Source organism: Streptococcus oralis subsp. dentisani (assembly GCF_003944205.1).
Classification (GTDB): Bacteria; Bacillota; Bacilli; order Lactobacillales; family Streptococcaceae; genus Streptococcus; species Streptococcus oralis_BH.
In genome coordinates this window covers 16,012-40,615 of the sequence record NZ_RJPH01000010.1, presented here as the reverse complement: position 1 = coordinate 40,615, position 24,604 = coordinate 16,012, and the positions used below count along the sequence as shown (strand labels likewise).

24 protein-coding genes are annotated in these 24,604 nt (G+C 42.3%); 20 read left to right on the top strand and 4 right to left on the bottom strand.

The window, feature by feature from the left end:
• The first annotated feature begins 6 nt into the window (after positions 1-6).
• The gene (gene pepA / locus D8805_RS07570) at positions 7-1,071 is read left to right on the top strand and encodes a glutamyl aminopeptidase (protein ID WP_061417981.1); all 1,065 of its coding nucleotides are present in this window, start codon (positions 7-9) and stop codon (positions 1,069-1,071) included.
• Between the two features lie 22 nt (positions 1,072-1,093).
• Complete coding sequence (locus tag D8805_RS07565) at positions 1,094-1,390, top strand: bacteriocin immunity protein (protein WP_061417978.1); 297 nt, start codon at positions 1,094-1,096, stop codon at positions 1,388-1,390.
• Positions 1,391-1,485: 95 nt separating this feature from the next.
• Here D8805_RS07565 and D8805_RS07560 read toward each other — a convergent pair whose 3' ends face one another.
• Complete coding sequence (locus tag D8805_RS07560) at positions 1,486-3,117, bottom strand: Na/Pi cotransporter family protein (RefSeq protein WP_125416576.1); 1,632 nt, start codon at positions 3,115-3,117, stop codon at positions 1,486-1,488.
• A 315-nt stretch (positions 3,118-3,432) separates the two neighbouring features.
• Here D8805_RS07560 and D8805_RS07555 point away from each other — a divergent pair, with 315 nt between their 5' ends.
• From D8805_RS07555 to dnaJ, 14 genes are all read left to right on the top strand, one after another.
• Positions 3,433-8,163 (top strand): endo-beta-N-acetylglucosaminidase, encoded by a 4,731-nt coding sequence (locus tag D8805_RS07555; RefSeq protein ID WP_125416574.1) that lies wholly within the window; start codon positions 3,433-3,435, stop codon positions 8,161-8,163.
• A gap of 247 nt (positions 8,164-8,410) precedes the next feature.
• The gene (locus D8805_RS07545) at positions 8,411-9,610 is read left to right on the top strand and encodes a phosphoglycerate kinase (protein ID WP_125416572.1); all 1,200 of its coding nucleotides are present in this window, start codon (positions 8,411-8,413) and stop codon (positions 9,608-9,610) included.
• A 136-nt stretch (positions 9,611-9,746) separates the two neighbouring features.
• Positions 9,747-10,274, top strand: coding sequence for an FUSC family protein (locus tag D8805_RS07540; protein ID WP_061865697.1), 528 nt, complete (start codon positions 9,747-9,749; stop codon positions 10,272-10,274).
• Positions 10,275-10,350: 76 nt separating this feature from the next.
• Positions 10,351-10,707: a transcriptional repressor GlnR gene (gene glnR, locus D8805_RS07535; RefSeq protein WP_000664333.1), complete on the top strand. Its 357-nt coding sequence runs from the start codon at positions 10,351-10,353 to the stop codon at positions 10,705-10,707.
• A gap of 36 nt (positions 10,708-10,743) precedes the next feature.
• Positions 10,744-12,090 (top strand): type I glutamate--ammonia ligase, encoded by a 1,347-nt coding sequence (glnA, locus tag D8805_RS07530; protein ID WP_125416570.1) that lies wholly within the window; start codon positions 10,744-10,746, stop codon positions 12,088-12,090.
• Between the two features lie 113 nt (positions 12,091-12,203).
• Positions 12,204-12,524, top strand: coding sequence for a PadR family transcriptional regulator (locus D8805_RS07525; RefSeq protein WP_125416568.1), 321 nt, complete (start codon positions 12,204-12,206; stop codon positions 12,522-12,524).
• Positions 12,524-13,099 (top strand): DUF2812 domain-containing protein, encoded by a 576-nt coding sequence (locus tag D8805_RS07520; RefSeq protein ID WP_125416566.1) that lies wholly within the window; start codon positions 12,524-12,526, stop codon positions 13,097-13,099. Before D8805_RS07525 ends, D8805_RS07520 begins: the two co-directional genes overlap by 1 nt.
• Before the next feature lie 34 nt (positions 13,100-13,133).
• Positions 13,134-13,646 carry a DUF2812 domain-containing protein gene (locus D8805_RS07515; protein WP_125416564.1) on the top strand — a complete coding sequence of 171 codons (513 nt, stop codon included), beginning with the start codon at positions 13,134-13,136 and terminating at the stop codon, positions 13,644-13,646.
• A gap of 160 nt (positions 13,647-13,806) precedes the next feature.
• Positions 13,807-14,841 carry a heat-inducible transcriptional repressor HrcA gene (gene hrcA / locus D8805_RS07510; protein ID WP_125416562.1) on the top strand — a complete coding sequence of 345 codons (1,035 nt, stop codon included), beginning with the start codon at positions 13,807-13,809 and terminating at the stop codon, positions 14,839-14,841.
• 38 nt (positions 14,842-14,879) lie between these two features.
• A complete protein-coding gene (gene grpE, locus D8805_RS07505; RefSeq protein ID WP_125416560.1) occupies positions 14,880-15,395 on the top strand; it encodes a nucleotide exchange factor GrpE in 516 nt (171 codons plus the stop codon).
• A gap of 245 nt (positions 15,396-15,640) precedes the next feature.
• Positions 15,641-17,464, top strand: a complete 1,824-nt coding sequence (dnaK, locus tag D8805_RS07500; RefSeq protein WP_000034667.1) for a molecular chaperone DnaK — start codon at positions 15,641-15,643, stop codon at positions 17,462-17,464.
• Positions 17,465-17,481: 17 nt separating this feature from the next.
• Positions 17,482-17,724: a hypothetical protein gene (locus tag D8805_RS07495; protein WP_125416558.1), complete on the top strand. Its 243-nt coding sequence runs from the start codon at positions 17,482-17,484 to the stop codon at positions 17,722-17,724.
• A gap of 70 nt (positions 17,725-17,794) precedes the next feature.
• The gene (locus tag D8805_RS07490) at positions 17,795-18,427 is read left to right on the top strand and encodes a DJ-1/PfpI family protein (protein ID WP_125416556.1); all 633 of its coding nucleotides are present in this window, start codon (positions 17,795-17,797) and stop codon (positions 18,425-18,427) included.
• 151 nt (positions 18,428-18,578) lie between these two features.
• Positions 18,579-19,715, top strand: a complete 1,137-nt coding sequence (gene dnaJ / locus D8805_RS07485) for a molecular chaperone DnaJ (protein ID WP_125416554.1) — start codon at positions 18,579-18,581, stop codon at positions 19,713-19,715.
• Between the two features lie 60 nt (positions 19,716-19,775).
• On the opposite strand, the gene D8805_RS07480 is transcribed toward dnaJ, so the two are convergent.
• From D8805_RS07480 to D8805_RS07470, 3 genes are all read right to left on the bottom strand, one after another.
• Entirely contained in the window at positions 19,776-20,453 is a 678-nt protein-coding gene (locus D8805_RS07480) for a hypothetical protein (RefSeq protein WP_125416552.1), read from the bottom strand.
• A gap of 63 nt (positions 20,454-20,516) precedes the next feature.
• Positions 20,517-20,795 carry a hypothetical protein gene (locus D8805_RS07475; RefSeq protein WP_125416550.1) on the bottom strand — a complete coding sequence of 93 codons (279 nt, stop codon included), beginning with the start codon at positions 20,793-20,795 and terminating at the stop codon, positions 20,517-20,519.
• A 9-nt stretch (positions 20,796-20,804) separates the two neighbouring features.
• Positions 20,805-21,215 carry an HIT family protein gene (locus D8805_RS07470; protein ID WP_084945811.1) on the bottom strand — a complete coding sequence of 137 codons (411 nt, stop codon included), beginning with the start codon at positions 21,213-21,215 and terminating at the stop codon, positions 20,805-20,807.
• 67 nt (positions 21,216-21,282) lie between these two features.
• Here D8805_RS07470 and D8805_RS07465 point away from each other — a divergent pair, with 67 nt between their 5' ends.
• The 4 genes from D8805_RS07465 to trmB are packed head-to-tail and all read left to right on the top strand — an operon-like array spanning position 21,283 to position 24,534.
• The gene (locus D8805_RS07465) at positions 21,283-22,014 is read left to right on the top strand and encodes an ABC transporter ATP-binding protein (RefSeq protein ID WP_084945812.1); all 732 of its coding nucleotides are present in this window, start codon (positions 21,283-21,285) and stop codon (positions 22,012-22,014) included.
• Positions 22,011-23,060: an ABC transporter permease gene (locus D8805_RS07460; protein ID WP_125416548.1), complete on the top strand. Its 1,050-nt coding sequence runs from the start codon at positions 22,011-22,013 to the stop codon at positions 23,058-23,060. The genes D8805_RS07465 and D8805_RS07460 overlap by 4 nt, the downstream gene beginning before the upstream one ends.
• Before the next feature lie 47 nt (positions 23,061-23,107).
• Positions 23,108-23,902, top strand: coding sequence for a cell cycle regulator CcrZ (ccrZ, locus tag D8805_RS07455; RefSeq protein ID WP_125416546.1), 795 nt, complete (start codon positions 23,108-23,110; stop codon positions 23,900-23,902).
• Complete coding sequence (trmB, locus tag D8805_RS07450) at positions 23,899-24,534, top strand: tRNA (guanosine(46)-N7)-methyltransferase TrmB (RefSeq protein ID WP_125416544.1); 636 nt, start codon at positions 23,899-23,901, stop codon at positions 24,532-24,534. Before ccrZ ends, trmB begins: the two co-directional genes overlap by 4 nt.
• Positions 24,535-24,604: the final 70 nt, after the last annotated feature.

Below are 24,604 nucleotides of genomic sequence, written 5' to 3'. Positions count from 1 at the left end.
ACTGAAATGACAACATTATTTTCAAAAATCAAAGAAGTAACAGAACTTGCTGCGATCTCAGGTCATGAAGCACCTGTCCGTGCCTATCTTCGTGATAAGTTGACACCGCACGTGGATGAAGTGGTGACAGATGGCTTGGGTGGTGTTTTCGGTATTAAACATTCAGAAGTTGCGGATGCACCACGCGTCTTAGTTGCTTCTCACATGGATGAAGTTGGTTTTATGGTCAGCGAGATTAAGCCAGACGGAACCTTCCGTGTGGTTGAAATCGGTGGCTGGAACCCTATGGTCGTTAGCAGCCAACGCTTTAAACTCTTTACTCGTGGCGGTCGTGAAATCCCTGTGATTTCAGGTTCTGTTCCTCCACATTTGACTCGTGGAACAGGTGGACCAACCATGCCAGCTATTTCAGATATTGTTTTTGATGGTGGTTTTGCGGACAAGGCTGAAGCAGAAAGTTTTGGAATCCGTCCAGGTGACACCATTGTCCCTGATAGCTCTGCTATCTTGACAGCCAATGAAAAAAATATCATCTCTAAAGCTTGGGACAACCGCTACGGTGTTCTCATGGTAAGCGAGCTTGCAGAAGCTTTGTCAGGCCAAAAACTGGGAAATGAACTCTATCTTGGTTCCAACGTCCAAGAAGAAGTTGGTCTCCGTGGCGCTCATACTTCTACAACTAAGTTTGACCCAGAAGTCTTCCTCGCAGTTGACTGCTCACCTGCTGGTGATGTTTATGGTGGCCAAGGCAAGATTGGGGATGGAACCTTGATTCGCTTCTACGATCCAGGCCATTTGCTCCTCCCAGGTATGAAGGATTTCCTTTTGACAACGGCTGAAGAAGCAGGTATCAAGTACCAATATTACTGTGGAAAAGGCGGAACAGACGCTGGGGCAGCTCATCTGAAAAATGGCGGTGTCCCATCTACAACCATCGGGGTCTGCGCTCGTTATATCCATTCACATCAAACACTTTATGCTATGGATGACTTTATTGAAGCTCAAGCCTTCTTGCAAGCTCTGGTGAAAAAATTGGATCGTTCAACGGTTGATTTGATTAAAAATTATTAAATATAAGGGAGGTGGTCAGGAGATGGTAGAACCAAACCTAGAAAGCCTTATAAGAGAACTCTATAATCATGCTCGTCAGGGCTTGAGTGAAGATTTAGTTGCTGCTCTCCTAGAGACTGCTAAAAAACTACCTACTACAAATGAGCAATTACTAGCAGTCCGACTCTCAGGACTTGTCAATCGTGAATTGCTCACTAATCCCAAACACCCAGCACCTGAATTGATCAACTTGGCGCGCTTTATCAAAAAAGAAGAGGCCAAGTACAGGGGCACTGCAGTTTCTGCTATCATGTTTGGAGAACTCTTTAAAATGCTTTGATTCCACTGTGAATCAAAGTATTTTTTTTATGCTCCAAAAGAAATTCTTAATGAGGAGACGAAAAAACCACCTAAGTAAAGGTGGCTTCTTACCTATTAAATCTGTTCAGCGATGACCTTTTCAGCTAGGTTCATAGCATGGTCAGACACACGAGTGTAGTGGGAAATGATGTCGATAAAGTTGACCCCAGCTTGTGTAGAACACTCACCCTTGTTAAGGCGTTTGATGTGGGTCTTTCTGAGAACACGTTCCATATTGTTGATTTCTTTATGGCGTTCAATCAGACTTTGAGCTTTTTCAATATCGTTATTTTCTACACTATCAAGTGCATCTTTGATAAATGCAGTAGTTTTTTGATAGATATCAGCTAATTCCTCTAGAGCAGCTTCAGAAAAATGAACATCTTTGCGTTGGAGGTAGTCTGTTAGGTTGAGCAAGCCTTCCGCGTGGTCCCCAATCCGTTCCAAATCACGAGATGAATCAAGGATGTTAGTCAACACTTCGCTTTCCTTTTGGCTCAAGGATTCGCTTGAGAGCCTGATGAGGTAACGAGTGAGTTTTTCATCAATGGTGTTGATGGCTTCCTCTGTCTTGTGCCCTTTTTCAGCTACCTTTTCATCCAAACCGATGATATAGTTATAAGAAAGGTCAAAAGCTTTTGCTGCATAGTTCCCCAAGTGCAAAAGTTCTTTTTTGGCATTTCCTAGAGCGATAGAAGGAGATTGTTGGATAAGTTGTTCGTCGAGATAAAGGGGCTCGTACTTGACAACCTCGTCTTCACCAGGGATGAGCTTGGTTACAAAGTAGGCCAAGGCTCCGATGAATGGAAATTGTACAATGGTGTTACTTACGTTAAAGGCACCGTGAGAGAAGGCGATCGTCATCTCAGGTGAGAGGTGAAGAAGTGCCTGGAAGTACTCGATCATAGCAGTGAAGGGGCCTAATAAGATTAAGCAAAGAATAGTCCCTAGAACGTTAAAGGTAACGTGGGTTGCTGCAACGCGTTTTGCAGAGACATTGGCTCCAGCTGCCGCGATGATAACGGTTAGGGTTGTCCCGATATTATCCCCGAAGAGAACTGGTAGTGAACCTTTAAGGTCGAGGAAGCCACCTGCATAGAGGCCTTGCAAAATCCCGATTGTAGCCGAAGAGGCCTGAATGAGGACGGTAATCACTGCACCAGCTACTACTCCTAAAATAGGATTTTGTCCCAAGGTTACCATATATTCCTTGAATTGTGGTAAATCTTTAAGTGGGCTCATACCGGCACTGATGAGGTTAAGGGCGTAGAAGATTCCCCCGACACCAAACAGTATGCGCCCGATATTGTTTGCTGTTCTGTTTTTTGTAAAGAAGAGGAACATGGTTCCAAGGAAAATCAAGGGTAAAGCATACTCGCCTAGTTTGAAACCGATGATAAAGGAAGTAACAGTGGTTCCGATGTTGGCTCCCATGATAATTCCGATAGCCTGTCTAAGAGTTAGAAGACTAGCGCTGACCAGCCCAACCGTAATAACTGTAACCCCTGTACTTGACTGAATCAGGGCGGTCACGACAATCCCAACTAGAACACCTAAAAAGGGATTGCTGGTGTACTTGTCAATGTAAAAACGAAGGCGATCTCCAGCAGCTTGTTGCAAACCGTCCCCCATGGTCTTGATACTGTATAAAAACAGTCCTAGACCTCCTAAAAAGTGAAATAAAATTTCCTGCCAATTAATGGACATTTCTTTTTCCTCCGAAAAATAATAACGGAATTTCTCCTATTCTATTTTAAAGGATAATAGGAAATCCCACAAGTGTTTTTCTGTTATTTTAGTAAGAAATCGCTAACTTTTTTAAATTTTTTCCTTAAATAGAGTTCTTACCTCAAGTATAAATGTCTGCAAGGATTATATCCAAATTAAACTGTTTCTTATCCTAGTTATAGTTTTTTTATCAAACGGATTGACAACGCTTTCATATAAGATAGAATGAAGATAATCCTGTTCTGATGATTGATTGTGGGAACAGTTACTTTTTTGTTCTATTAGGAGGATAAGATGAAAGATCTATTTTTTGAAAAACGTTGCCGTTACAGTATTCGTAAGTTGTCGATCGGGGCTTGTTCCTTGATGATTGGTTCAGCTCTATTTGCGAGTCCAGCTCTTGCCGAACAGGTCGCTGTCCCTGAAACAGCTAAACCAGACACCGCAGCTATCGAAAAACAATTATCGGAAACAGAGAATAAAGTAGCTGAGCAACCAATTTCAGAAAACACTCCAGCAATAACGGATTTGGTTAATGAAAAAGAAGAAGCGAAGCCAGCTCTGACAGAAACAGCTGAAAAACCAACTGATAAAGAAGGAGTCAAGCCTGAGGAAGCTCCTCAAGTGGTTGACAATAAAGCCGACAAACCAAGTTTAGCAGACGTTCCTAAAAATGAAGAGAAGAGTCTCCGACCAAAAGAAATCAAGTTTGATACTTGGGAAGATTTGCTGAAATGGGAACCTGGTGCGCGTGAGGATGATCCCATCAACCGTTCCTCAGTTGAACTTGCCAAGCGCCATAGAGGTCAGTTGATTAACGAAAAAGCAAGCAGAAGAGCTAAAGTTCAAGCACTAGCAAACACCAACTCAAAGGCCAAAGACCACGCTTCTGTCGGTGGAGAGGAATTCAAGGCCTATGCTTTTGACTATTGGCAATACTTGGATTCAATGGTCTTCTGGGAAGGCCTAGTCCCTACTCCAGATGTCATTGATGCAGGGCACCGCAACGGAGTTCCCGTTTATGGAACACTTTTCTTTAACTGGTCAAATAGCATTGCTGACCAAGAGAAATTTGCCGCTGCTTTGAAACAAGATGAGGATGGCACCTTCCCTATCGCACGAAAACTCGTCGATCTCGCTAAATACTATGGCTTTGATGGCTATTTCATCAACCAGGAGACAACGGGTGAATTGGTAGAACCTCTTGGTGAAAAAATGCGCCAGTTCATGCTCTATACAAAAGAATACGCAGCTAAAGTCAACCATCCAATCAAGTATGCTTGGTACGATGCCATGACCTACAAATATGGTCGTTACCACGAAGATGGTCTAGGCGATTACAACTACCAGTTCATGCAAAAAGAAGGTGACAGGGTCCCTGCAGATCAATTCTTTGCTAACTTCAACTGGAACAAGGAAAAGAATGACCATTCTGTAGAGATGGCTAAATGGCTAGAGCGTAGCCAATATGATGTCTTTGCAGGCTTGGAATTGCAACAAGGTGGCTCTTATAAAACAAAAGTCAAATGGGGTGCCCTCTTAGATGAAAAAGGCAAGTTGCGCTTGTCACTTGGACTTTTTGCGCCAGATACGATTACCAGTCTAGGAAAAACAGGTGAAGATTACCACAAGAACGAAGACATCTTCTTTACAGGTTACCAAGGGGATCCAACGGCTCAAAAACCAGGTGATAAAGAGTGGTATGGAATTGCTAATTTAGTTGCGGACCGCACTCCAGCAGTAGGCCGGACCTTCACTACCTCTTTTAATACAGGTCATGGTAGAAAGTGGTTTGTAGACGGCAAAGTTTCTAAGGATTCTGAGTGGAACTATCGTTCTGTTTCAGGTGTCTTGCCAACATGGCGCTGGTGGCAGACTTCGACGGGGGAAAAACTTCGTGCAGAATATGACTTTACAGATGCCTACAATGGCGGAAATTCCCTTAAATTCTCAGGTGATGTAGCTGGTAAGACGGATCAGGATGTGAATTTGTATTCTACTAAACTAGAAGTAACGGAGAAAACCAAACTTCGGGTTGCTCACAAGGGAGGAAAAGGCTCGAAAGTTTATATGGCCTTCTCTACGACTCCAGACTACAAATTTGAGGATGCAGAGGCATGGAAAGAACTGACTCTTTCTGACAACTGGACAAATGAAGAAATTGACCTTAGCTCACTAGCAGGTAAAACCATCTATGCAGTTAAACTCTTCTTCGAACATGAAGGTGCTGTAAAAGATTATCAGTTCAACCTAGGACAATTAACAATTTCAGACAATCAACAAGCCCCACAAGCACCTACAGGTCTCTCTGTGGTGAAGCAATCTCTTAAGAATGCCCAAGAAGCTGAAGCAGTGGTTCAATTTGCTGGTAACCAAGATGCGGACTTCTATGAAGTCTACGAAAAAGATGGGGATAACTGGCGTTTGTTAACAGGTTCATCTGCTTCAACCATCTACTTGCCAAAAGTTAGCCGTTCTGCTAATGCGACTGGTACAACACAAGAATTAAAAGTCGTTGCAGTTGGTAAAAATGGACTTCGTTCTGAGGCGGCGACAGCATCCTTTAACTGGGGCATGACTGTTCAGGATACAACTCTCCCAAGACCTTTGGCTGAAAATATTGTTCCAGGTGCAAAGGTTATTGATAGCACTTTCCCGAATACTGAAGGTGGAGAAGGCATCGAAGGCATGTTGAACGGTACCATTACTAGCTTGTCAGACAAGTGGTCTTCAGCTCAGTTGAGCGGTAGTGTGGATATTCGCTTGACCAAGCCACGTACTGTTGTTAGATGGGTGATGGATCATGCGGGAGCTGGTGGTGAGTCTGTTAACGATGGTTTGATGAACACCAAGGATTTTGATCTTTACTACAAGGATACAGATGGTGAGTGGAAGCTAGCTAAGGAAGTCCGTGGCAACAAAGCGCACGTTACGGATATCACTCTTGATAAACCAATCACTGCCCAAGACTGGCGTTTGCATGTCATTACATCTGATAACGGAACACCTTGGAAGGCTATTCGTATCTATAACTGGAAGATGTATGAAACCTTGGACACAGAAAGTCAAAATATTCCAATGGCTAAGGTAGCTGCTCGTTCACTTGGAAACCACCAAGTTCAACTAGGCTTCTCTGATGTTCCAGCAGGTGCGACCATCACTGTTTACGACAAGGCGAATTTACAAACACCAATTGCAACCTTGAAGACTGAAACTGGTGGCGGCCTGGCAACAGCACCATTAGCCTTTGACAAACAACCAAATCTCCTCTATTATCGTACCCAACTACCTGGCAAAGAAATCAGTAACACCTTGGCAGTAGCGATTCCACAGGATGAAAGAAAAATTAAATCTGTTAGCCTTGAAAAAGGACCTAAGAAGACAGTTTATAAAGAAGGAGAAAAACTGGACCTCAGAGGCGGAACACTCCGTGTTCAATACGAAGGGGGACAAGCCGACGAGCTGATTAACCTTACTCACTCAGGTGTGACGGTATCTGGGTACGACGCTCATCAAAAAGGGGAACAAAACCTAACACTTCAATACCTTGGTTTACCAGTGTCAGGTGATCTGAAAGTCCAAGTGACAGGACAAGATGAAGGAAAACCAAAAGAAGTAGCAGGTCTGTACATTACTAAGAAACCGAAAACGGACTATCTAGTAGGAGAGCAACTGGATCTTGCAGAAGGTCGCTTCGGAGTTCTCTATGATGATGAGACAGAAGAAACTCACAGCTTTACTGATAAAGGTGTTGAAATTACGGGATACGATGCTCAAAAGACTGGTCGTCAGACCTTGACCTTGCATTACAAGGGGCACACCACTGAGTTTGATGTCTTGGTTTCTCCAAAAGCAGCTGTCAACGATGAGTACCTCAAACAAGAAATCACTGCTGCCCAAGGCCGTCAGTCAACCCTTGCCTATACCTTCTCAAGTGAGGACAAACAAGCTGTACTAGCAGAGAAACTCAATGCAGCGAAAGCTGTTGCAGAAAACCATGATGCCAGTCAAGAAGAAGTCAACAAAGCCTTGAATGAATTGAAACAAGCTGGAGCGGACTTGGATGGAAATCAACGTTATCAAACTACTAGAGAAGAATTGGAAGGCTTGCTCGAATCCGTCCGTGAAAAAGATTCTCAGGATGAGTTGATTGCCCAAGCTGAATCTTTGTTGTCTTCACAAACACCAACTCCACAAGTTTTTGCGGACATGAAAGAAAAGTTGAATAAGAGACTAGCACCTGCAGAAGAAAGCCATCATGTTGGAAGCATGGATCCAAATGAAGTGGCTCCAACGGTTGAAGCTCTTCCTGAACTAGTTATTGAAACTGAAACAACAGCCTTTGAACGTCAGGAGCGACCAAACGCCGAGCTTCTAAAAGGACAACGCCAGCTAGTTCAAGCAGGAGCGGAAGGCCAAGTTCGTCGTCTAGTAGAAGTAGATGCCCAAGGCAAACGCACCCTTCGCTCGACTGAAGTTCTTAAGGAAGCTCTCCCAGAAATCACTGAAGTTGGTACAAAAGTCCTTTCAAGTAATCAACCATCAGAAGGAGTGAAAGATTTAGTTCTAGCAAATCCGAAACTGGAAATTGAAGAGGGGACAGTTTCCTTCGAACGTCAAGAACGACCAAATGCAAGTCTTCTAAAAGGTCAACGTCAACTTGTCCAAAAAGGAGAGGAAGGACAAATTCGTCGTCTAGTAGAAGTCGATGGTCAGGGCAAACGCACCCTTCATTCGACTGAGGTTCTCAAGGAAGCTCTCCCAGAAATCACAGAAGTTGGAACAAAAGAAGTGGCGCCAAGTCCAGATCAACCTCATGCTGATACCCTCTCTAAAGAGCAAAAGGGACTTCCAGCTACACCAAGTACAAATGCTCCAACTGCAGAAGTGCCTGTCAAAGGTGAAGCAGCAAGCAAACAACTGCCAAATACAGGAGTAGAAACAGATGCAAGTCTAGTAGCGCTTGGACTTCTTGGAGCAATGAGTGCCTATGGCTTGATTGCTAGAAAGAAAAAAGAAGACTAATCGATTTAGAATTCTTGGATTTCCTCATAAAAACTAAAAACAAGGTTTGACTGTAGATTAGTCAGACCTTGTTTTGATTATTTTATCTCGCATTGATTACTTATTTGATAAGGTTTTTCTAGATTTGATTTTAAAAAATCCTAATTTCAGTTGCAAGAAAGAACAAGAAAAGTTTAGGGTTTTGCTATCTCTTTTGCTGATTTTGTGATATAATTAACACGTATAAAAAAAGAAGGAGTCATATCTAATGGCAAAATTGACTGTTAAAGACGTTGAATTGAAAGGGAAAAAAGTTCTCGTTCGTGTTGACTTCAACGTACCTGTAAAAGATGGCGTGATTACCAACGACAACCGTATCACTGCAGCTCTTCCAACTATCAAGTACATCCTTGAACAAGGTGGACGTGCTATCCTCTTCTCTCACCTTGGCCGTGTAAAAGAAGAAGCAGACAAAGCTGGTAAATCACTTGCTCCAGTAGCTGCTGACTTGGCAGCTAAATTGGATCAAGACGTTGCTTTCCTTCCAGGTGTCACTCGTGGTGCTGAATTGGAAGCTGCGATCAACGCTCTTGAAGATGGACAAGTTCTCTTGGTTGAAAACACTCGTTTCGAAGATGTTGACGGCAAGAAAGAATCTAAAAACGATCCTGAACTTGGTAAATATTGGGCATCACTTGGAGATGGTATCTTCGTAAACGATGCATTCGGTACAGCTCACCGTGCACACGCATCTAACGTTGGTATCTCAGCAAACGTTGAAAAAGCAGTCGCTGGATTCCTTCTTGAAAACGAAATTGCCTACATCCAAGAAGCAGTTGAAGCTCCAGAACGTCCATTCGTGGCTATCCTTGGTGGTTCAAAAGTTTCAGACAAGATCGGTGTTATCGAAAACTTGCTTGAAAAAGCTGATAAAGTCCTTATCGGTGGTGGTATGACTTACACATTCTACAAAGCACAAGGTATCGAAATTGGTAACTCACTTGTAGAAGAAGACAAATTGGATGTTGCAAAAGCTCTTCTTGAAAAAGCAAACGGCAAATTGATCTTGCCAGTTGACTCAAAAGAAGCAAACGCATTTGCGGACTACACTGAAGTGAAAGACACTGAAGGTGAAGCAGTTGATCCAGGTTTCCTTGGTTTGGATATCGGTCCAAAATCTATCGCTAAATTTGACGAAGCTTTGACTGGTGCCAAAACAGTTGTATGGAACGGACCTATGGGTGTATTTGAAAACCCTGACTTCCAAGCTGGTACAATCGGTGTGATGGACGCTATCGTGAAACAACCTGGCGTGAAATCAATCATCGGTGGTGGTGACTCAGCTGCCGCAGCAATCAACCTTGGTCGCGCAGACAAGTTCTCATGGATCTCTACTGGTGGTGGAGCTTCAATGGAACTCCTTGAAGGTAAAGTTCTTCCAGGATTGGCTGCACTTACAGAAAAATAAGCTTTCTTAAATGAAACGATGAAAAGAGGAACTCTGTTTCCTCTTTTTTTATAGTCTAAATTAAAAACGCTTCCGATTGATTTTGGCTCATAAAATCAACTAAATTATGATAAAATGGAAATAGAAAGTTGAGATTATGAGTTATTTTAAAAAATATAAATTTGATAAGTCACAGTTCAAACTTGGCATGCGAACCTTTAAAACCGGCATTGCTGTTTTTCTAGTTCTCTTGATTTTTGGATTTTTTGGCTGGAAGGGACTGCAAATCGGGGCTTTGACAGCGGTCTTCAGTCTACGAGAAAGCTTTGATAAGAGTGTTCATTTTGGAACTTCGCGTATCTTAGGAAATAGCATCGGTGGTTTTTACGCCCTTGTCTTTTTCCTCTTAAACACTTTATTTCATGGAGCCTTTTGGGTAACCTTACTAGTTGTTCCGATTTGTACCATGTTAACCATTATGACAAATGTTGCCATGAACAACAAGGCAGGAGTTATTGGTGGTGTAGCGGCTATGTTAATCATTACCCTATCAATACCAAGCGGAGAAACATTTTTGTACGTGTTTGCACGTGTATTTGAAACATTTATGGGAGTTTTTGTCGCGATCCTTGTAAATTATGATATTGAGCAACTGAAACTCTTTTGGGAGAAAAAAAGAAAATAATGTTACATTTTATGACATTATTCGTTGACGTATGTCTTTTTTTAGACTATAATAGACAGGAAGAAGGAAATTGTAAATGAAGGAAAGAGAATTTCGCCGAAATATGGCTGTTTTTCCTATCGGCAGTGTTATGAAATTGACCGATCTCTCGGCGCGTCAGATTCGTTATTATGAAGATCAAGAGTTGATAAAGCCTGATCGAAACGAAGGAAACCGTCGTATGTATTCGTTGAATGACATGGATCGTCTACTTGAAATCAAAGATTATATCTCTGAAGGTCATAATATTGCTGCGATTAAGAAAAAATATGCTGAACGCGAGGCGAAGTCCAAAAAAGCCGTGAGTCAGACGGAAGTGCGTCGTGCACTTCACAATGAACTCCTCCAGCAGGGGCGCTTTGCTTCAGTACGGTCACCCTTTGGTCGCGGTTAGGCAACCGCAAGTAGTCATATATTAAGGAGAAAACCCATGCCAATCACAGCTGCAGATATTCGTCGTGAAGTCAAGGAAAAAAATGTTACCTTTATCCGTCTCATGTTTTCAGATATTCTGGGAACCATGAAAAACGTCGAAATTCCTGCTACAGATGAACAGTTAGATAAGGTCTTGTCAAACAAAGCCATGTTTGATGGCTCTTCTATTGAAGGTTTTGTACGTATCAATGAGTCAGATATGTNCNTGTACCCAGACTTGGATACATGGACAGTCTTCCCTTGGGGAGATGAAAATGGAAGTGTTGCAGGTTTGATCTGTGATGTCTATACAACAGAGGGTGAGCCATTTGCAGGTGACCCTCGTGGTAATCTGAAGCGTGCACTTCGTCATATGGAAGAAGTAGGATTCAAATCCTTCAACCTTGGGCCAGAGCCAGAATTCTTCCTATTTAAACTGGATGAAAATGGTGATCCGACTCTTGAGGTAAATGACAAGGGTGGCTACTTTGATTTGGCGCCTACTGACCTTGCGGACAATACACGTCGTGAAATCGTTAATGTCTTGACCAAAATGGGATTTGAAGTAGAAGCCAGTCACCACGAGGTTGCGGTTGGACAGCATGAGATTGACTTCAAGTACGATGAAGTTCTCCGCGCTTGTGATAAGATTCAAATCTTTAAACTCGTTGTTAAAACCATTGCTCGCAAACATGGTCTTTACGCAACCTTTATGGCAAAACCAAAATTTGGTATTGCTGGATCAGGTATGCACTGTAATATGTCCTTGTTTGATGCAGAAGGAAATAATGCCTTCTTTGATCCAAACGATCCAAAAGGAATGCAGTTGTCTGAAACGGCCTACCATTTCCTTGGTGGTTTGATTAAGCATGCTTATAACTATACTGCCATCATGAACCCAACAGTTAACTCATACAAACGTTTGGTTCCGGGATACGAAGCGCCTGTTTACATTGCTTGGGCTGGTCGTAACCGTTCGCCGCTAGTTCGTGTACCGGCTTCACGTGGTATGGGAACTCGTCTTGAGTTGCGTTCGGTGGATCCGATGGCAAATCCATATATCGCGATGGCAGTTCTTTTGGAAGTTGGTTTGCATGGTATTGAAAACAAAATCGAAGCACCAGCTCCTATCGAAGAAAATATCTACATCATGACAGCAGAAGAGCGTAGGGAAGCTGGAATCACAGACCTTCCATCAACACTTCACAACGCTTTGAAAGCTTTGACTGAGGACGAAGTAGTCAAGGCTGCCTTAGGTGAACACATCTATACGAGCTTCCTTGAAGCCAAGCGTATCGAATGGGCTAGTTATGCGACCTTTGTGTCACAATGGGAAGTTGATAATTATTTAGATCTTTACTAATATAGGAGAAAGATTGCCTGAGGGTGATCTTTTTTCTTGCGTTTTATATCGAGGTGTGATATATTTTATATAACGAATCGCGATATATCGAATTAAATAGGAGGTGTGGTTAAATGGAATTAACAGATAAGATTAGGCGTGTTTACCTTCCCATGACTGAAACGGGTTTTTATATCTTGTTTTGTCTACAGAAGGAGAATCATGGATATGGTATTACACAAAAGGTCAAGGAGATGACAGATTCCCAAGTTTCGATTAGTCCTGGGACCATGTATGGTACCTTGTCAAAGATGGAAAAGGATGGCTTGATTTCCTTTGTCCGAGAAGAGGAAAAACGTAAAATCTATCAGATCACAGACTTAGGACGAAAAGTTTTGAAGATTGAATTGAAACGTATTGAACGCCTCTATAGAAACAGTCTGGGGGAAGGATGATGGAAAAGAAGATTGTTTATAGAATTACTACCATTGCGGATTATGATAGAGAGGCTTTATACCTTGGGGAGATGCATGCTAAGGGTTGGAAACTTAAGGAAGTAAGTTATTCTAACTTAGTAGTTGCGGTTAAGTATACTTTTGAAAAGTGCCAACCGGAGCAGGTGTCTTATCAGTTAGACTTTTATCCAATGAAAAAATCAGATAGAGCCTCTTATTTACAATTATTTAAAGACTGTGGCTGGGAGCATATTACAGATTATAATGGTTTTTCCTACTTTAGAAAGCTTCATTCTGGAATTGAGTCGGATACTGAGTTTGAAATCTATAATGACGCTACTGGGAAGTTAGCCCTGGTCAAACGGATTTTAATAATGCGGATGCTTCCTATTTCGCTTCTCTTTTTAGCTCTACTACCGGTTTTCTCAAAGTTTCTCAGTGGAGGTAGTTCTTTCAGTTGGGTAATGTTTTTGATTGTTATTATGGATTGTGTTTTATTGATAGTTTTTGCAATTCAGATTTCTTATATTTTTTGGAGATTGTTCCAAAAATGGCATGAATTGTCTGATAAATGAAATAATACGTGTGTTCTATTTTGGAGGGAAAGTCGTGATAAACAAAAAGCAATTTCGGATTTTCACCGTTGTTGATTTAGACAAGGAAGAAGATTATTTGCATGAGATGCACTTGAAAGGTTGGAGATATAGAACTAATCGTTTGGGCTTTTTCTATTTTGAGCAATGCCAACCGGACGATGTCATCTACCATATCTATGATACTCGCCATCTTAAAAAGTATAAGCATGAACTGCAAAATTTTAGGAATAGAGGTTGGGAATTGATAGAAACAGGTTTTTGTTCAATTCTTCGTAAACCAACTTCTGATATACTTTCAGAGGAGAAAGTCTATATGAGTAAGGGGCTCGGATGGGAAGTGATGCGGTTTAGACTTCGTTCCTGTACAGCTGCTTTCTCGGGTGGTCTTGTTGTTTGCATGAGTCTATTTCGAGAAAACTTGTCTCAGTCTTTCTTTCTCATTTTCGTTTTATATGCTTGCTTAATTTCTTATCTAATCTATGGTTTTTTCAGACTTAAAAGGAAATACCAAGTAGATAAAAAATAAGTTTCTAGGTCCTCAGACTGATTTTTAGCACTCTTGATAAAAGAGTGCTAATTTTTTGAGTTTTTGTCTTGACATTATCTTTCAAGGGTGTATAATAGAATCATGAGTTAGCACTTGAGTGTATTGAGTGCTAATTGATCAGACAGAGAGGAGTGATGAGATGGTTACAGAGCGTCAGCAGGATATTTTAAATCTGATCATTGACATCTTTACCAAAACGCACGAACCTGTCGGATCCAAAGCTTTGCAAGAGTCTATTAACTCTAGCAGTGCAACCATTCGTAATGATATGGCGGCTTTAGAAAAGCAAGGTTTGCTTGAGAAAGCTCATACTTCCAGTGGTCGGATGCCAAGTGTTGCTGGTTTTCAGTACTATGTGAAACACTCACTGGATTTTGACCGACTGGCTGAAAATGAGGTCTATGAGATTGTCAAAGCCTTTGATCAGGAATTCTTCAAACTGGAGGATATCCTACAAGAGGCTGCTAATGTCTTGACAGACTTGAGCGGCTGTACGGTAGTAGCACTGGATGTTGAGCCGAGCAGGCAACGGTTGACAGCTTTTGATATCGTTGTTCTAGGGCAACATACAGCCTTGGCAGTATTTACCCTAGACGAGTCGCGAACGGTTACCAGTCAGTTTTTGATTCCAAGGAACTTCTTGCAGGAGGATTTGCTGAAACTGAAGGCAATCATTCAGGAACGTTTCCTCGGCCACACCGTTCTAGATATTCACTACAAGATTCGGACAGAGATTCCGCAGATTATCCAGCGTTACTTTACTACAACGGACAATGTCATGGATCTCTTTGAACACATTTTTAAAGAAATGTTCAATGAAAATATTGTGGTGTCGGGCAAGGTCAATCTCTTGAATTTCGCCAATCTCGCAGCCTATCAGTTCTTTGACCAACCGCAAAAGGTGGCTCTGGAGATTCGTGAAGGTCTGCATGAAGAACAGATGCAAAGCGTCCGTGTTGCAGATAGTCAAGAGTTTTGTCTGGCAGACCTAGCAGTGATTAGCAGTAAATTCCTCATTCCTTATCGAGGTTTTGGAATTCTGGCGATTATCGGTCCGGTCAATCTGGATTACCAGCAATTGGTCAATCAACTCAATGTTGTTAATCGAGTACTAACTATGAAGCTCACAGATTTCTACCGCTATTTGAGTAGTAATCATTATGAGGTGAGTTGAACATGAAATTACATAAATTCCTAAAAAGGAGGCGAAAAATGTCTGAGGAAATAAAAAACGAAGAAGTAAAAGAAGAGGAAGTTGTTGAAACAACTGAAGAAACAACTCCTGAAAAGTCGGAATTAGACTTGGCAAATGAACGCGCGGATGAGTTTGAGAATAAATACCTTCGTGCTCATGCAGAAATGCAAAATATCCAACGCCGTGCCAATGAAGAGCGTCAAAACTTGCAACGTTATCGTAGCCAGGATTTGGCAAAAGCAATCTTACCATCGCTCGACAATCTAGAGCGTGCGCTTGCCGTTGAAGGTTTGACAGACGATGTCAAAAAGGGATTGGAAATGGTGCAAGAAAGCTTGGTTCATGCTTTGAAAGAAGAAGGGATCGAAGAAATCACAGCTGACGGGGCTTTTGACCATAACTATCACATGGCCATCCAAACTCTCCCAGCAGACGATGAACACCCAGCAGACACCATCGCCCAAGTTTTTCAAAAAGGGTATAAACTCCATGACCGCATCTTAAGACCGGCTATGGTAGTTGTGTATAATTAGGCTAGAAAACTTAAAAAATCTTGTCCGAAACGACAATAAACTATGAAGAAAGATAAGAAAGTAGTTCAGCTTTGCAATAGTGAGCGAAGCGAACAAAAGACGATACTCTTCGCCGTGGCGCTATTTGCGCAAACTTTGAGACCTTAGGCTCAAAGTTTAGTCAAAGAGATTGACGAAGTCAAGCTCTGACGGCGCCACCACTTAAGAAGAGTATCAAAAAGAAAAAACAACAAGGAGAAAAACACATGTCTAAAATTATCGGTATTGACTTAGGTACAACAAACTCAGCAGTTGCAGTTCTTGAAGGAACTGAAAGCAAAATCATCGCAAACCCAGAAGGAAACCGTACAACTCCATCTGTAGTATCATTCAAAAACGGCGAAATCATTGTTGGTGATGCTGCAAAACGTCAAGCAGTTACAAACCCAGATACAGTTATCTCAATCAAATCTAAGATGGGAACTTCTGAAAAAGTTTCTGCAAATGGAAAAGAATACACTCCACAAGAAATCTCAGCTATGATCCTTCAATACTTGAAAGGTTATGCGGAAGATTACCTTGGTGAAAAAGTAACCAAAGCGGTTATCACAGTTCCTGCTTACTTTAACGACGCTCAACGTCAAGCAACAAAAGACGCTGGTAAAATCGCTGGTCTTGAAGTAGAACGTATCGTCAACGAACCAACTGCAGCAGCACTTGCTTACGGTTTGGACAAGACTGACAAAGAAGAAAAAATCTTGGTATTCGACCTTGGTGGTGGTACATTCGACGTATCTATCCTTGAATTGGGTGACGGTGTCTTCGATGTATTGTCAACTGCAGGAGACAACAAACTTGGTGGTGATGACTTTGACCAAAAAATCATCGACCACTTGGTAGCAGAATTCAAGAAAGAAAACGGTATTGACTTGTCTACTGACAAGATGGCAATGCAACGTTTGAAAGATGCGGCTGAAAAAGCTAAGAAAGATCTTTCTGGTGTAACTTCAACACAAATCAGCTTGCCATTCATCACTGCTGGTGAAGCTGGACCTCTTCACTTGGAAATGACTTTGACTCGTGCGAAATTTGACGATTTGACTCGTGATCTTGTAGAACGTACAAAAGTTCCAGTTCGTCAAGCCCTTTCAGATGCAGGTTTGAGCTTGTCAGAAATCGACGAAGTCATCCTTGTTGGTGGTTCAACTCGTATCCCAGCCGTTGTAGAAGCTGTTAAGGCTGAAACTGGTAAAGAACCAAACAAATCAGTGAACCCTGATGAAGTGGTTGCCATGGGTGCCGCTATCCAAGGTGGTGTGATCACTGGTGATGTTAAAGACGTTGTCCTTCTTGACGTAACGCCATTGTCACTTGGTATCGAAACAATGGGTGGTGTCTTCACAAAACTTATCGACCGCAACACTACTATTCCAACATCTAAATCACAAGTCTTCTCAACTGCGGCAGACAACCAACCAGCCGTTGATATCCACGTTCTTCAAGGTGAACGCCCAATGGCAGCAGATAACAAGACTCTTGGACGTTTCCAATTGACTGATATTCCAGCTGCACCTCGTGGAATTCCTCAAATCGAAGTAACTTTCGACATCGACAAGAACGGTATCGTGTCTGTTAAGGCTAAAGACCTTGGAACTCAAAAAGAACAAACAATCGTTATCCAATCTAACTCTGGTTTGACAGACGAAGAAATCGACCGCATGATGAAAGATGCAGAAGCTAACGCTGAAGCAGATAAGAAACGTAAAGAAGAAGTAGACCTTCGTAACGAAGTTGACCAAGCAATCTTTGCGACTGAAAAGACAATCAAGGAAACTGAAGGTAAAGGCTTCGATGCAGAACGTGATGCTGCCCAAGCTGCCCTTGATGACCTTAAGAAAGCTCAAGAAGACAACAACTTGGACGAAATGAAAGCAAAACTTGAAGCATTGAATGAAAAAGCCCAAGGCCTTGCTGTTAAACTCTACGAACAAGCCGCAGCAGCACAACAAGCTCAAGCAGGAGCAGAAGGCGCACAAGCAACAGGAAACGCAGGCGATGACGTCGTAGACGGAGAGTTTACTGAAAAGTAAGATGTTGAGGTATTAATATGAATGATAGAATTGAATTGGAACTCATTTCTGATGAAACTCATGAAAATGGTACATATGATGAGAGAGTGAGGACTTATAAATGCCCTTGTGGCCAAGGAACTGTTGTCTGGTCTAAAGAACGTCCGAATGGTAGTGGTTACGGCCATCAAGCAACTTTTTCAGATGCATTTTGCTATTGTGACAATTGTAAAGATAAATATGATGTTAGCGAATGGAAAGGCTATGCGATTCCGCTATAAATCATAAAGTATGGAAATCCAGAGGTTGTAACCCAGCCTCTGTTTTTCGGTAAAATAGAGGGTGTCGCTTATGAAAAAAGTACTTTGTATCCTTTATCCTAATTTTTCTCTTTATGAGATATCCTCTTTAACGAGTACTTTGGCTCTGTCTTTTGACATCACGATTGATTATGTAGCTTCAGATCATTCGATGGTGGTCTCTGAAGATGGCTTGCCTTGTTTACCTACAAAAACATTGGATCAAGTACGTATAGAAGAGTATTCTTGTGTGATTTTGCCAGGAATGGTAAATATAGGGCCTGCTCTACAGGATGAAAAATTAGCCTCATTTTTGAGAGAACTCGGTGAGCAGGATATCTTAATTACAGCAATTTCTTCTGCGCCCATATTGTTAGCGAAAGCTGGCTTGTTGAATGACACGAAATTTACTGGTGGGATTTGGCAAAACTTCTTTGATTATTTTGAATTTCTTCCTCGGGAAAATTTCAAAGCAAAAGCTGTCCTGCAAGATAAAAATATCATTACTGCTATTGGCTTTGCACATCAAGAGTTTGCAAGAAAAGTGATTCTTGGTCTAGGTTTGGCAGAAAATACTGACAACTATTTTAAAGAACAGAACGAATATTCAGAAGAGGACTTGATTTTTACTCTATCGGACAAAGAGTTTGATGAAGTGAAGCAGAGTATAGAAAATACCCTCTAATGATTTACTTATAAATTATAGAAAGGAGTAAGGGTGTTCGTAATTGAACTCGAGCGGAAAGCTTGGAAATTAGATAAACCTCCTAAGAAATCAGGATTTCTTGTCGGTTTCCTAAATTTCAGTCGCTTTCTGTTCGCTCTTAGTATCTTGTATGAACAATACTGAATTTTATGATCGTCTGGGGGTGTCAAAAAAAGCTTCGGCAGACGAGATCAAAAAGGCTTATCGCAAGCTTTCGAAAAAATATCACCCAGATATCAACAAGGAGCCTGGTGCTGAGGAAAAGTACAAGGAAGTTCAAGAAGCCTATGAGACTTTGAGTGACGACCAAAAACGTGCAGCCTACGACCAATATGGGGCTGCGGGTGCCAACGGTGGCTTTGGTGGTGCTGGCGGTTTTGGTGGCTTTGACGGAGCAAGTGGCTTCGGTGGTTTTGAGGATATCTTCTCAAGTTTCTTTGGCGGAGGCGGAGCTTCACGCAATCCAAACGCTCCTCGTCAAGGGGATGACCTCCAGTACCGTGTGAACTTGACCTTTGAAGAAGCTATCTTCGGAACTGAAAAAGAAGTTAAATACAACCGTGAAGCCAGCTGTCGTACATGTAACGGATCTGGTGCTAAGCCAGGGACAAGTCCAGTCACTTGTGGACGCTGTCATGGCGCTGGTGTCATTAACGTTGATACGCAGACTCCGCTTGGTATGATGCGTCGCCAAGTAACCTGTGATGTCTGTCATGGTCGTGGAAAAGAAATCAAAGACCCATGTACAACTTGTCACGGTACAGGTCATGAAAAACAAGCTCATAGCGTACATGTGAAGATTCCTGCTGGTGTGGAAACAGGCCAACAAATCCGCCTAGCGGGTCAAGGTGAAGCAGGCTTTAACGGCGGGCCTTACGGAGACTTGTACGTGGTGGTTTCAGTTGAAGCTAGTGATAAGTTTGAACGTGAAGGAACGACTATCTTCTACAATCTGAATCTCAACTTTGTCCAAGCAGCCCTTGGTGATACTGTGGAAATTCCAACCGTGCATGGTGATGTTGAATTGGTTATCCCAGAAGGAACTCAGACAGGTAAGAAATTCCGTCTACGTGGCAAGGGAGCGCCAAGCCTTCGTGGAGGTGCGGTTGGTGACCAATACGTGACTGTCAATGTCGTGACTCCGACAGGCTTGAACGACCGCCAAAAAGCAGCTTTGAAGGAATTCGCAGCTGCAGGTGACTTGAAAGTCAATCCAAAGAAAAAAGGCTTCTTTGACCATATAAAAGATGCCTTTGAAGGAGAATAAAGTAAAAAGAGCCGATTGGCTCTTTTTACTTTATTCTTTGAAATTTTATCATTGGAGCAATCACTCTTCGGCTGATTTGCTACCAGACTTTTGAGTGAGCAAGCCAGCCGCATCCATCTCCTGGATGAGTTGCTTGATATCCGCTTCTTTACCAGATTTCACGGTGATGGTATCAATGTGCTTGATTGCTGAATTATCCTGAATCTCCACCAAAGTCAAAGCTTTTTCATAGAATGAAATTCCCTTTTTAAAACTTTCCTGATCATCCCAAAAGAGAAGTGAGTAATTAGGGTTAAATTTCTTTCCTTTTTCTTGGAGATACTTCTCGCTTTCCTTCTCTAAAAATTGGAATAAGCCATGGTTGAACAAGTTATCCCCTACTTTATAGTAGGAAATCTCTCCTGTCTGGAGGACATAGACTTCGAGTCGGTTTTTGGTGAGTTTTGGACTTTCTTTTAGGACGGGGTGGCTATTGATGACCTCATCTGAGAAAGTAACATAAAAATGTAAGCCTCCACCCTCAAATTGATACCTTCCATTTGATTCTACTTTCTCAGGAGGCATGTCAAGAGAGATAAAGATTTGTTTTAAGTCGTCATTCCCTTTTTGGATGTCACTCGGTGAGGCCTTGAAAAGATTCATAAGTAGTAGAAATGCCAGGGCTGCAAGCAGGCAGAGGCAACCACAAGGGATCGCGATGACCTTCGCTAGAACTTTTAAAAACTGTTTCACTTTCATTCCCTCCTTTTTCTGTTCGAACCTAGTATTCTAAAAAAAGTTTAAGGAAAGTTGGAGGCTCTCTTATCCTTGTTTTTCTTCTTGGAGGACTGCCATTCTGGTTTGGAAATCTTTTTCCAAGACTTTGAACTTGTAGGTCAAGTCTTTTTGGTATTCCTTGATAAGGGCTTTTTGTTGGTCGATGATTTGCAGGCTGTTTTGAATGATATCCAAATCCTCCTTCATAGCCTCGACACGGTCGCTAGTGTCTATAAACTCCTCCGTGATGGTTTGGCGATTTTTCACGACAAAATAACTTCCAGCTGCAGCTCCTGCGAATAGCAATAGATTGGATAGTTTCATGGCAACTCCTTAAGCGTTTCTAATGGTTTCAGCGACTTGGGCAAGTTTGTCAAAGTCAGGTTCGTGAGCGATAAAGTCAATCTTGAGGTCATCTTCTGCACCGTAGCGAGGTACGAGGTGCACATGGGTATGAAAGACCGTTTGACCAGCGACTTCCTCGCAATTGGCAATGATATTCATGCCAGCAGCCTTGGTAGCTTTCATAACTTTTTGAGCTACTTTTGGTACTTGGGCAAAGAGTTGGCTGGCGCTAGTAGCATCCATTTCCAAAAGATTGCGATAGTGCTCTTTTGGTACGACCAAGGTGTGTCCTGGTGTTACTTGAGAGATATCAAGAAAGGCAAGAACCTGCTCATCCTCGTATACTTTTGAAGCAGGAATCTCCCCTGCGATGATCTTACAAAAAATGCAATCTGACATAAAATCCACCTCTACTGTATTGAATTTTGATATAATATAGCTACATTATACCAGATTCGGAGAAAATATGTTAGAAATTAAAAACCTGACAGGAGGCTATGTTCACGTTCCTGTCTTGAAAGATGTGTCCTTTACAGTTGAAAGTGGGCAGTTGGTCGGTTTGATTGGGCTCAATGGTGCTGGGAAATCAACGACAATCAATGAAATTATCGGTCTGTTGACCCCTTACAGTGGGGAAATCAAGATTAATGGTCTCACCCTGCGAGAAGATGCGACCAACTATCGCAAACAGATTGGCTACATCCCAGAAACGCCTAGCTTGTACGAGGAATTGACCCTCAGAGAGCATATTGAAACGGTGGCTATGGCTTACGGTATTGAGCAAAATGTGGCTTTTGAGCGAGTAGAACCTTTGTTAAAAATGTTCCGTCTGGATCAAAAATTAGACTGGTTTCCTGTGCATTTTTCCAAAGGAATGAAGCAGAAGGTCATGATTATCTGTGCCTTTGTCGTGGATCCGAGCCTTTTCATCGTCGATGAGCCTTTTCTTGGCCTCGATCCACTCGCTATTTCTGACTTGATTCAGCTTTTGGAAGCAGAAAAACAAAAAGGCAAGTCCATTCTCATGAGTACCCACGTTCTGGACTCGGCGGAGAAGATGTGTGACGCCTTTGTCATTCTCCACAAGGGAGAGGTGCGTGCCAAGGGGAATCTGGCGCAACTACGCGAAGCCTTTGACATGCCTGAAGCGAGTTTGAATGATATTTACTTGGCTCTGACCAAAGAGGAGGAACTATGAAAGACTTGTTTTTAAAGCGAAAGCAGGCTTTTCGTAAGGAGTGTGTCGGTTATCTGCGCTATGTTCTCAATGACCACTTTGTCTTGTTTCTGCTAGTTCTCATCGGTTTTCTAGCTTACCAGTACAGTCAACTCCTGCAACATTTTCCTGAAAATCATTGGCCGATCCTCTTGTTCTTGGGGATTGTCTCTGCCTTGCTTTTGGCTTGGGGAGGAATCGCGACCTACATGGAAGTACCTGACAAATTCTTTCTCTTAGTCAGTGAAGAGGAGGTTACGTCCCACCTCAAAGGGCAGACAGTGCGCTCACTGGTCTTTTGGCTCTTTGTCCAAACCCTTTTCTTGCTGTTATTTGCGCCCTTATTTTTAGCCATGGGTTATGGCTTGCCAGTTTTTCTCATCTATGTACTTTTACTGGGAGCAGCGAAGTACTTCCTCTTTCGTCAAAAAGCCAGTAAATTTTTCACTGAAACTGGAATTGACTGGGACTATGTTATCGCCCAAGAAAGCAAGCGCAAGCAAGTCTTGCTTCGTTTCTTTGCTCTCTTTACTCAGGTCAAGGGCGTTTCAAATAGTGTCAAACGTCGCGCTTATCTGGATTTTATCCTAAAGACTGTTCAGAAAGTACCTGGGAAGATTTGGCAAAATCTCTATCTCCGCTCTTATCTGCGAAATGGAGATTTGTTTGCCCTCAGTTTGCGCCTCCTCTTCCTATCCTTGTTAGCTGTGATTTTTATCGAGCAAGCTTGGATCGCGACAGCAGTGGTGGTTCTATTTAACTACCTCTTGCTCTTCCAGTTGCTAGCACTCTATCATGCCTTTGACTACCAGTACTTGACCCAGCTCTTTCCTTTAGAAAAGGGTGAAAAAGAGAAGGGCTTAAAACAGATTGTGCTCGGTGTTGGAAGTGTAGTTCTTTTGTTGGAAATGCTAGTCGGAGTAGTAGCCTTTCAAGAAAAAATAGCCTTGTTGGCTCTTGTGGGAGCAAGTCTCTTCCTACAATTGTTTTATTTACCTTACCAAGTGAAAAGATTGGTTGACGAATAGACCAAAAACTAGTAGAATAGTAAGGAAACTTTATACGGAGGAAAGAAATGGACTTGGGTGATAATGAGCTAACGCTGACCCCTATCCCTGGGAAGAGCGGCAAGGCTTATATGGGAAGCTACCCTGATGGGAAGCGCGTCTTTGTAAAAATGAACACCTCTCCAATCCTACCTGGCCTAGCCAGAGAACAAATCGCTCCTCAATTACTATGGACTCGTCGTTTGCCAGATGGTCGTGATATGTGTGCCCAAGAATGGTTGACGGGCAAAATCTTGACACCGCACGATATGAACCGCAAGCAGATCATCAATATCTTGACGCGTCTCCACCGCTCACGTCCCTTGATGAAGCAGTTGAGCCGTTTGGGATATACCATGGAGACACCAGTAGACTTGTTGCAGTCTTGGAGGCAAGAAGCACCTGAAGTCTTGAAACGACATCAGTACTTAAATTCGGTGATTGATGATTTGCGCAGGACGGTTCCGGGTTTTAGGGAAGACCATGCAACGATTGTGCATGGTGATCCTCGCCATAGTAATTGGATTGAGACAGAGAGTGGACTCGTTTATCTAGTGGATTGGGATTCGGTTCGTCTGACGGATCGCATGTTTGATGTGGCGCATATGCTGTGTCATTATATTCCAGAGCAACATTGGCATGATTGGCTAACTTATTACGGTTATAAGTACAATCAGACAGTGTTAGATAAATTGTATTGGTATGGTCAGTATTCTTACTTGAGCCAGATTGCCAAATACTTTGTAAATCAAGATTTAGATAATGTAAACCGGGAGATTTATGCCTTGCGTATCTTTCGTGATAAGTATGGAAAGAGAAGATGAGAGTTAGAAATCGTAAAGGGGCGACAGAATTGCTAGAGGCCAATCCCCAGTATGTTGTCCTCAATCCCTTAGAAGCAAAAGGGAAATGGCGAGACTTGTTTGGAAATGATCATCCTATTCATGTTGAAGTTGGAAGTGGAAAAGGGGCCTTCGTATCAGGAATGGCCAAGCAAAACCCTGACATCAACTACATCGGGATTGACATTCAAAAGTCAGTATTGAGTTATGCCTTGGACAAGGTGCTTGAAGTTGGAGTGCCCAACATCAAGTTGCTGTGGGTAGATGGTTCAGATCTGACTGACTACTTTGAAGACGGTGAGATTGATCGTCTCTACCTAAACTTTTCAGATCCTTGGCCTAAAAAACGCCATGAAAAACGTCGTTTGACTTACAAGAGTTTCTTGGATACCTTCAAGCGCATTTTGCCTGAGAATGGGGAAATCCATTTCAAGACAGACAATCGTGGCTTGTTTGAGTACAGTCTAGTGAGCTTTTCTCAGTATGGGATGAAACTCAATGGTGTGTGGCTGGACTTACATGCCAGTGGTTTTGAAGGCAATGTCATGACGGAATATGAGCAAAAATTCTCCAGCAAAGGTCAAGTGATTTACCGAGTTGAGGCAGAATTTTAAGAAATAGCTTGAAAACCAGCCGTTTGAGTGCTTATGCTTTACATAAATTGACAAACGTGCTATACTGATA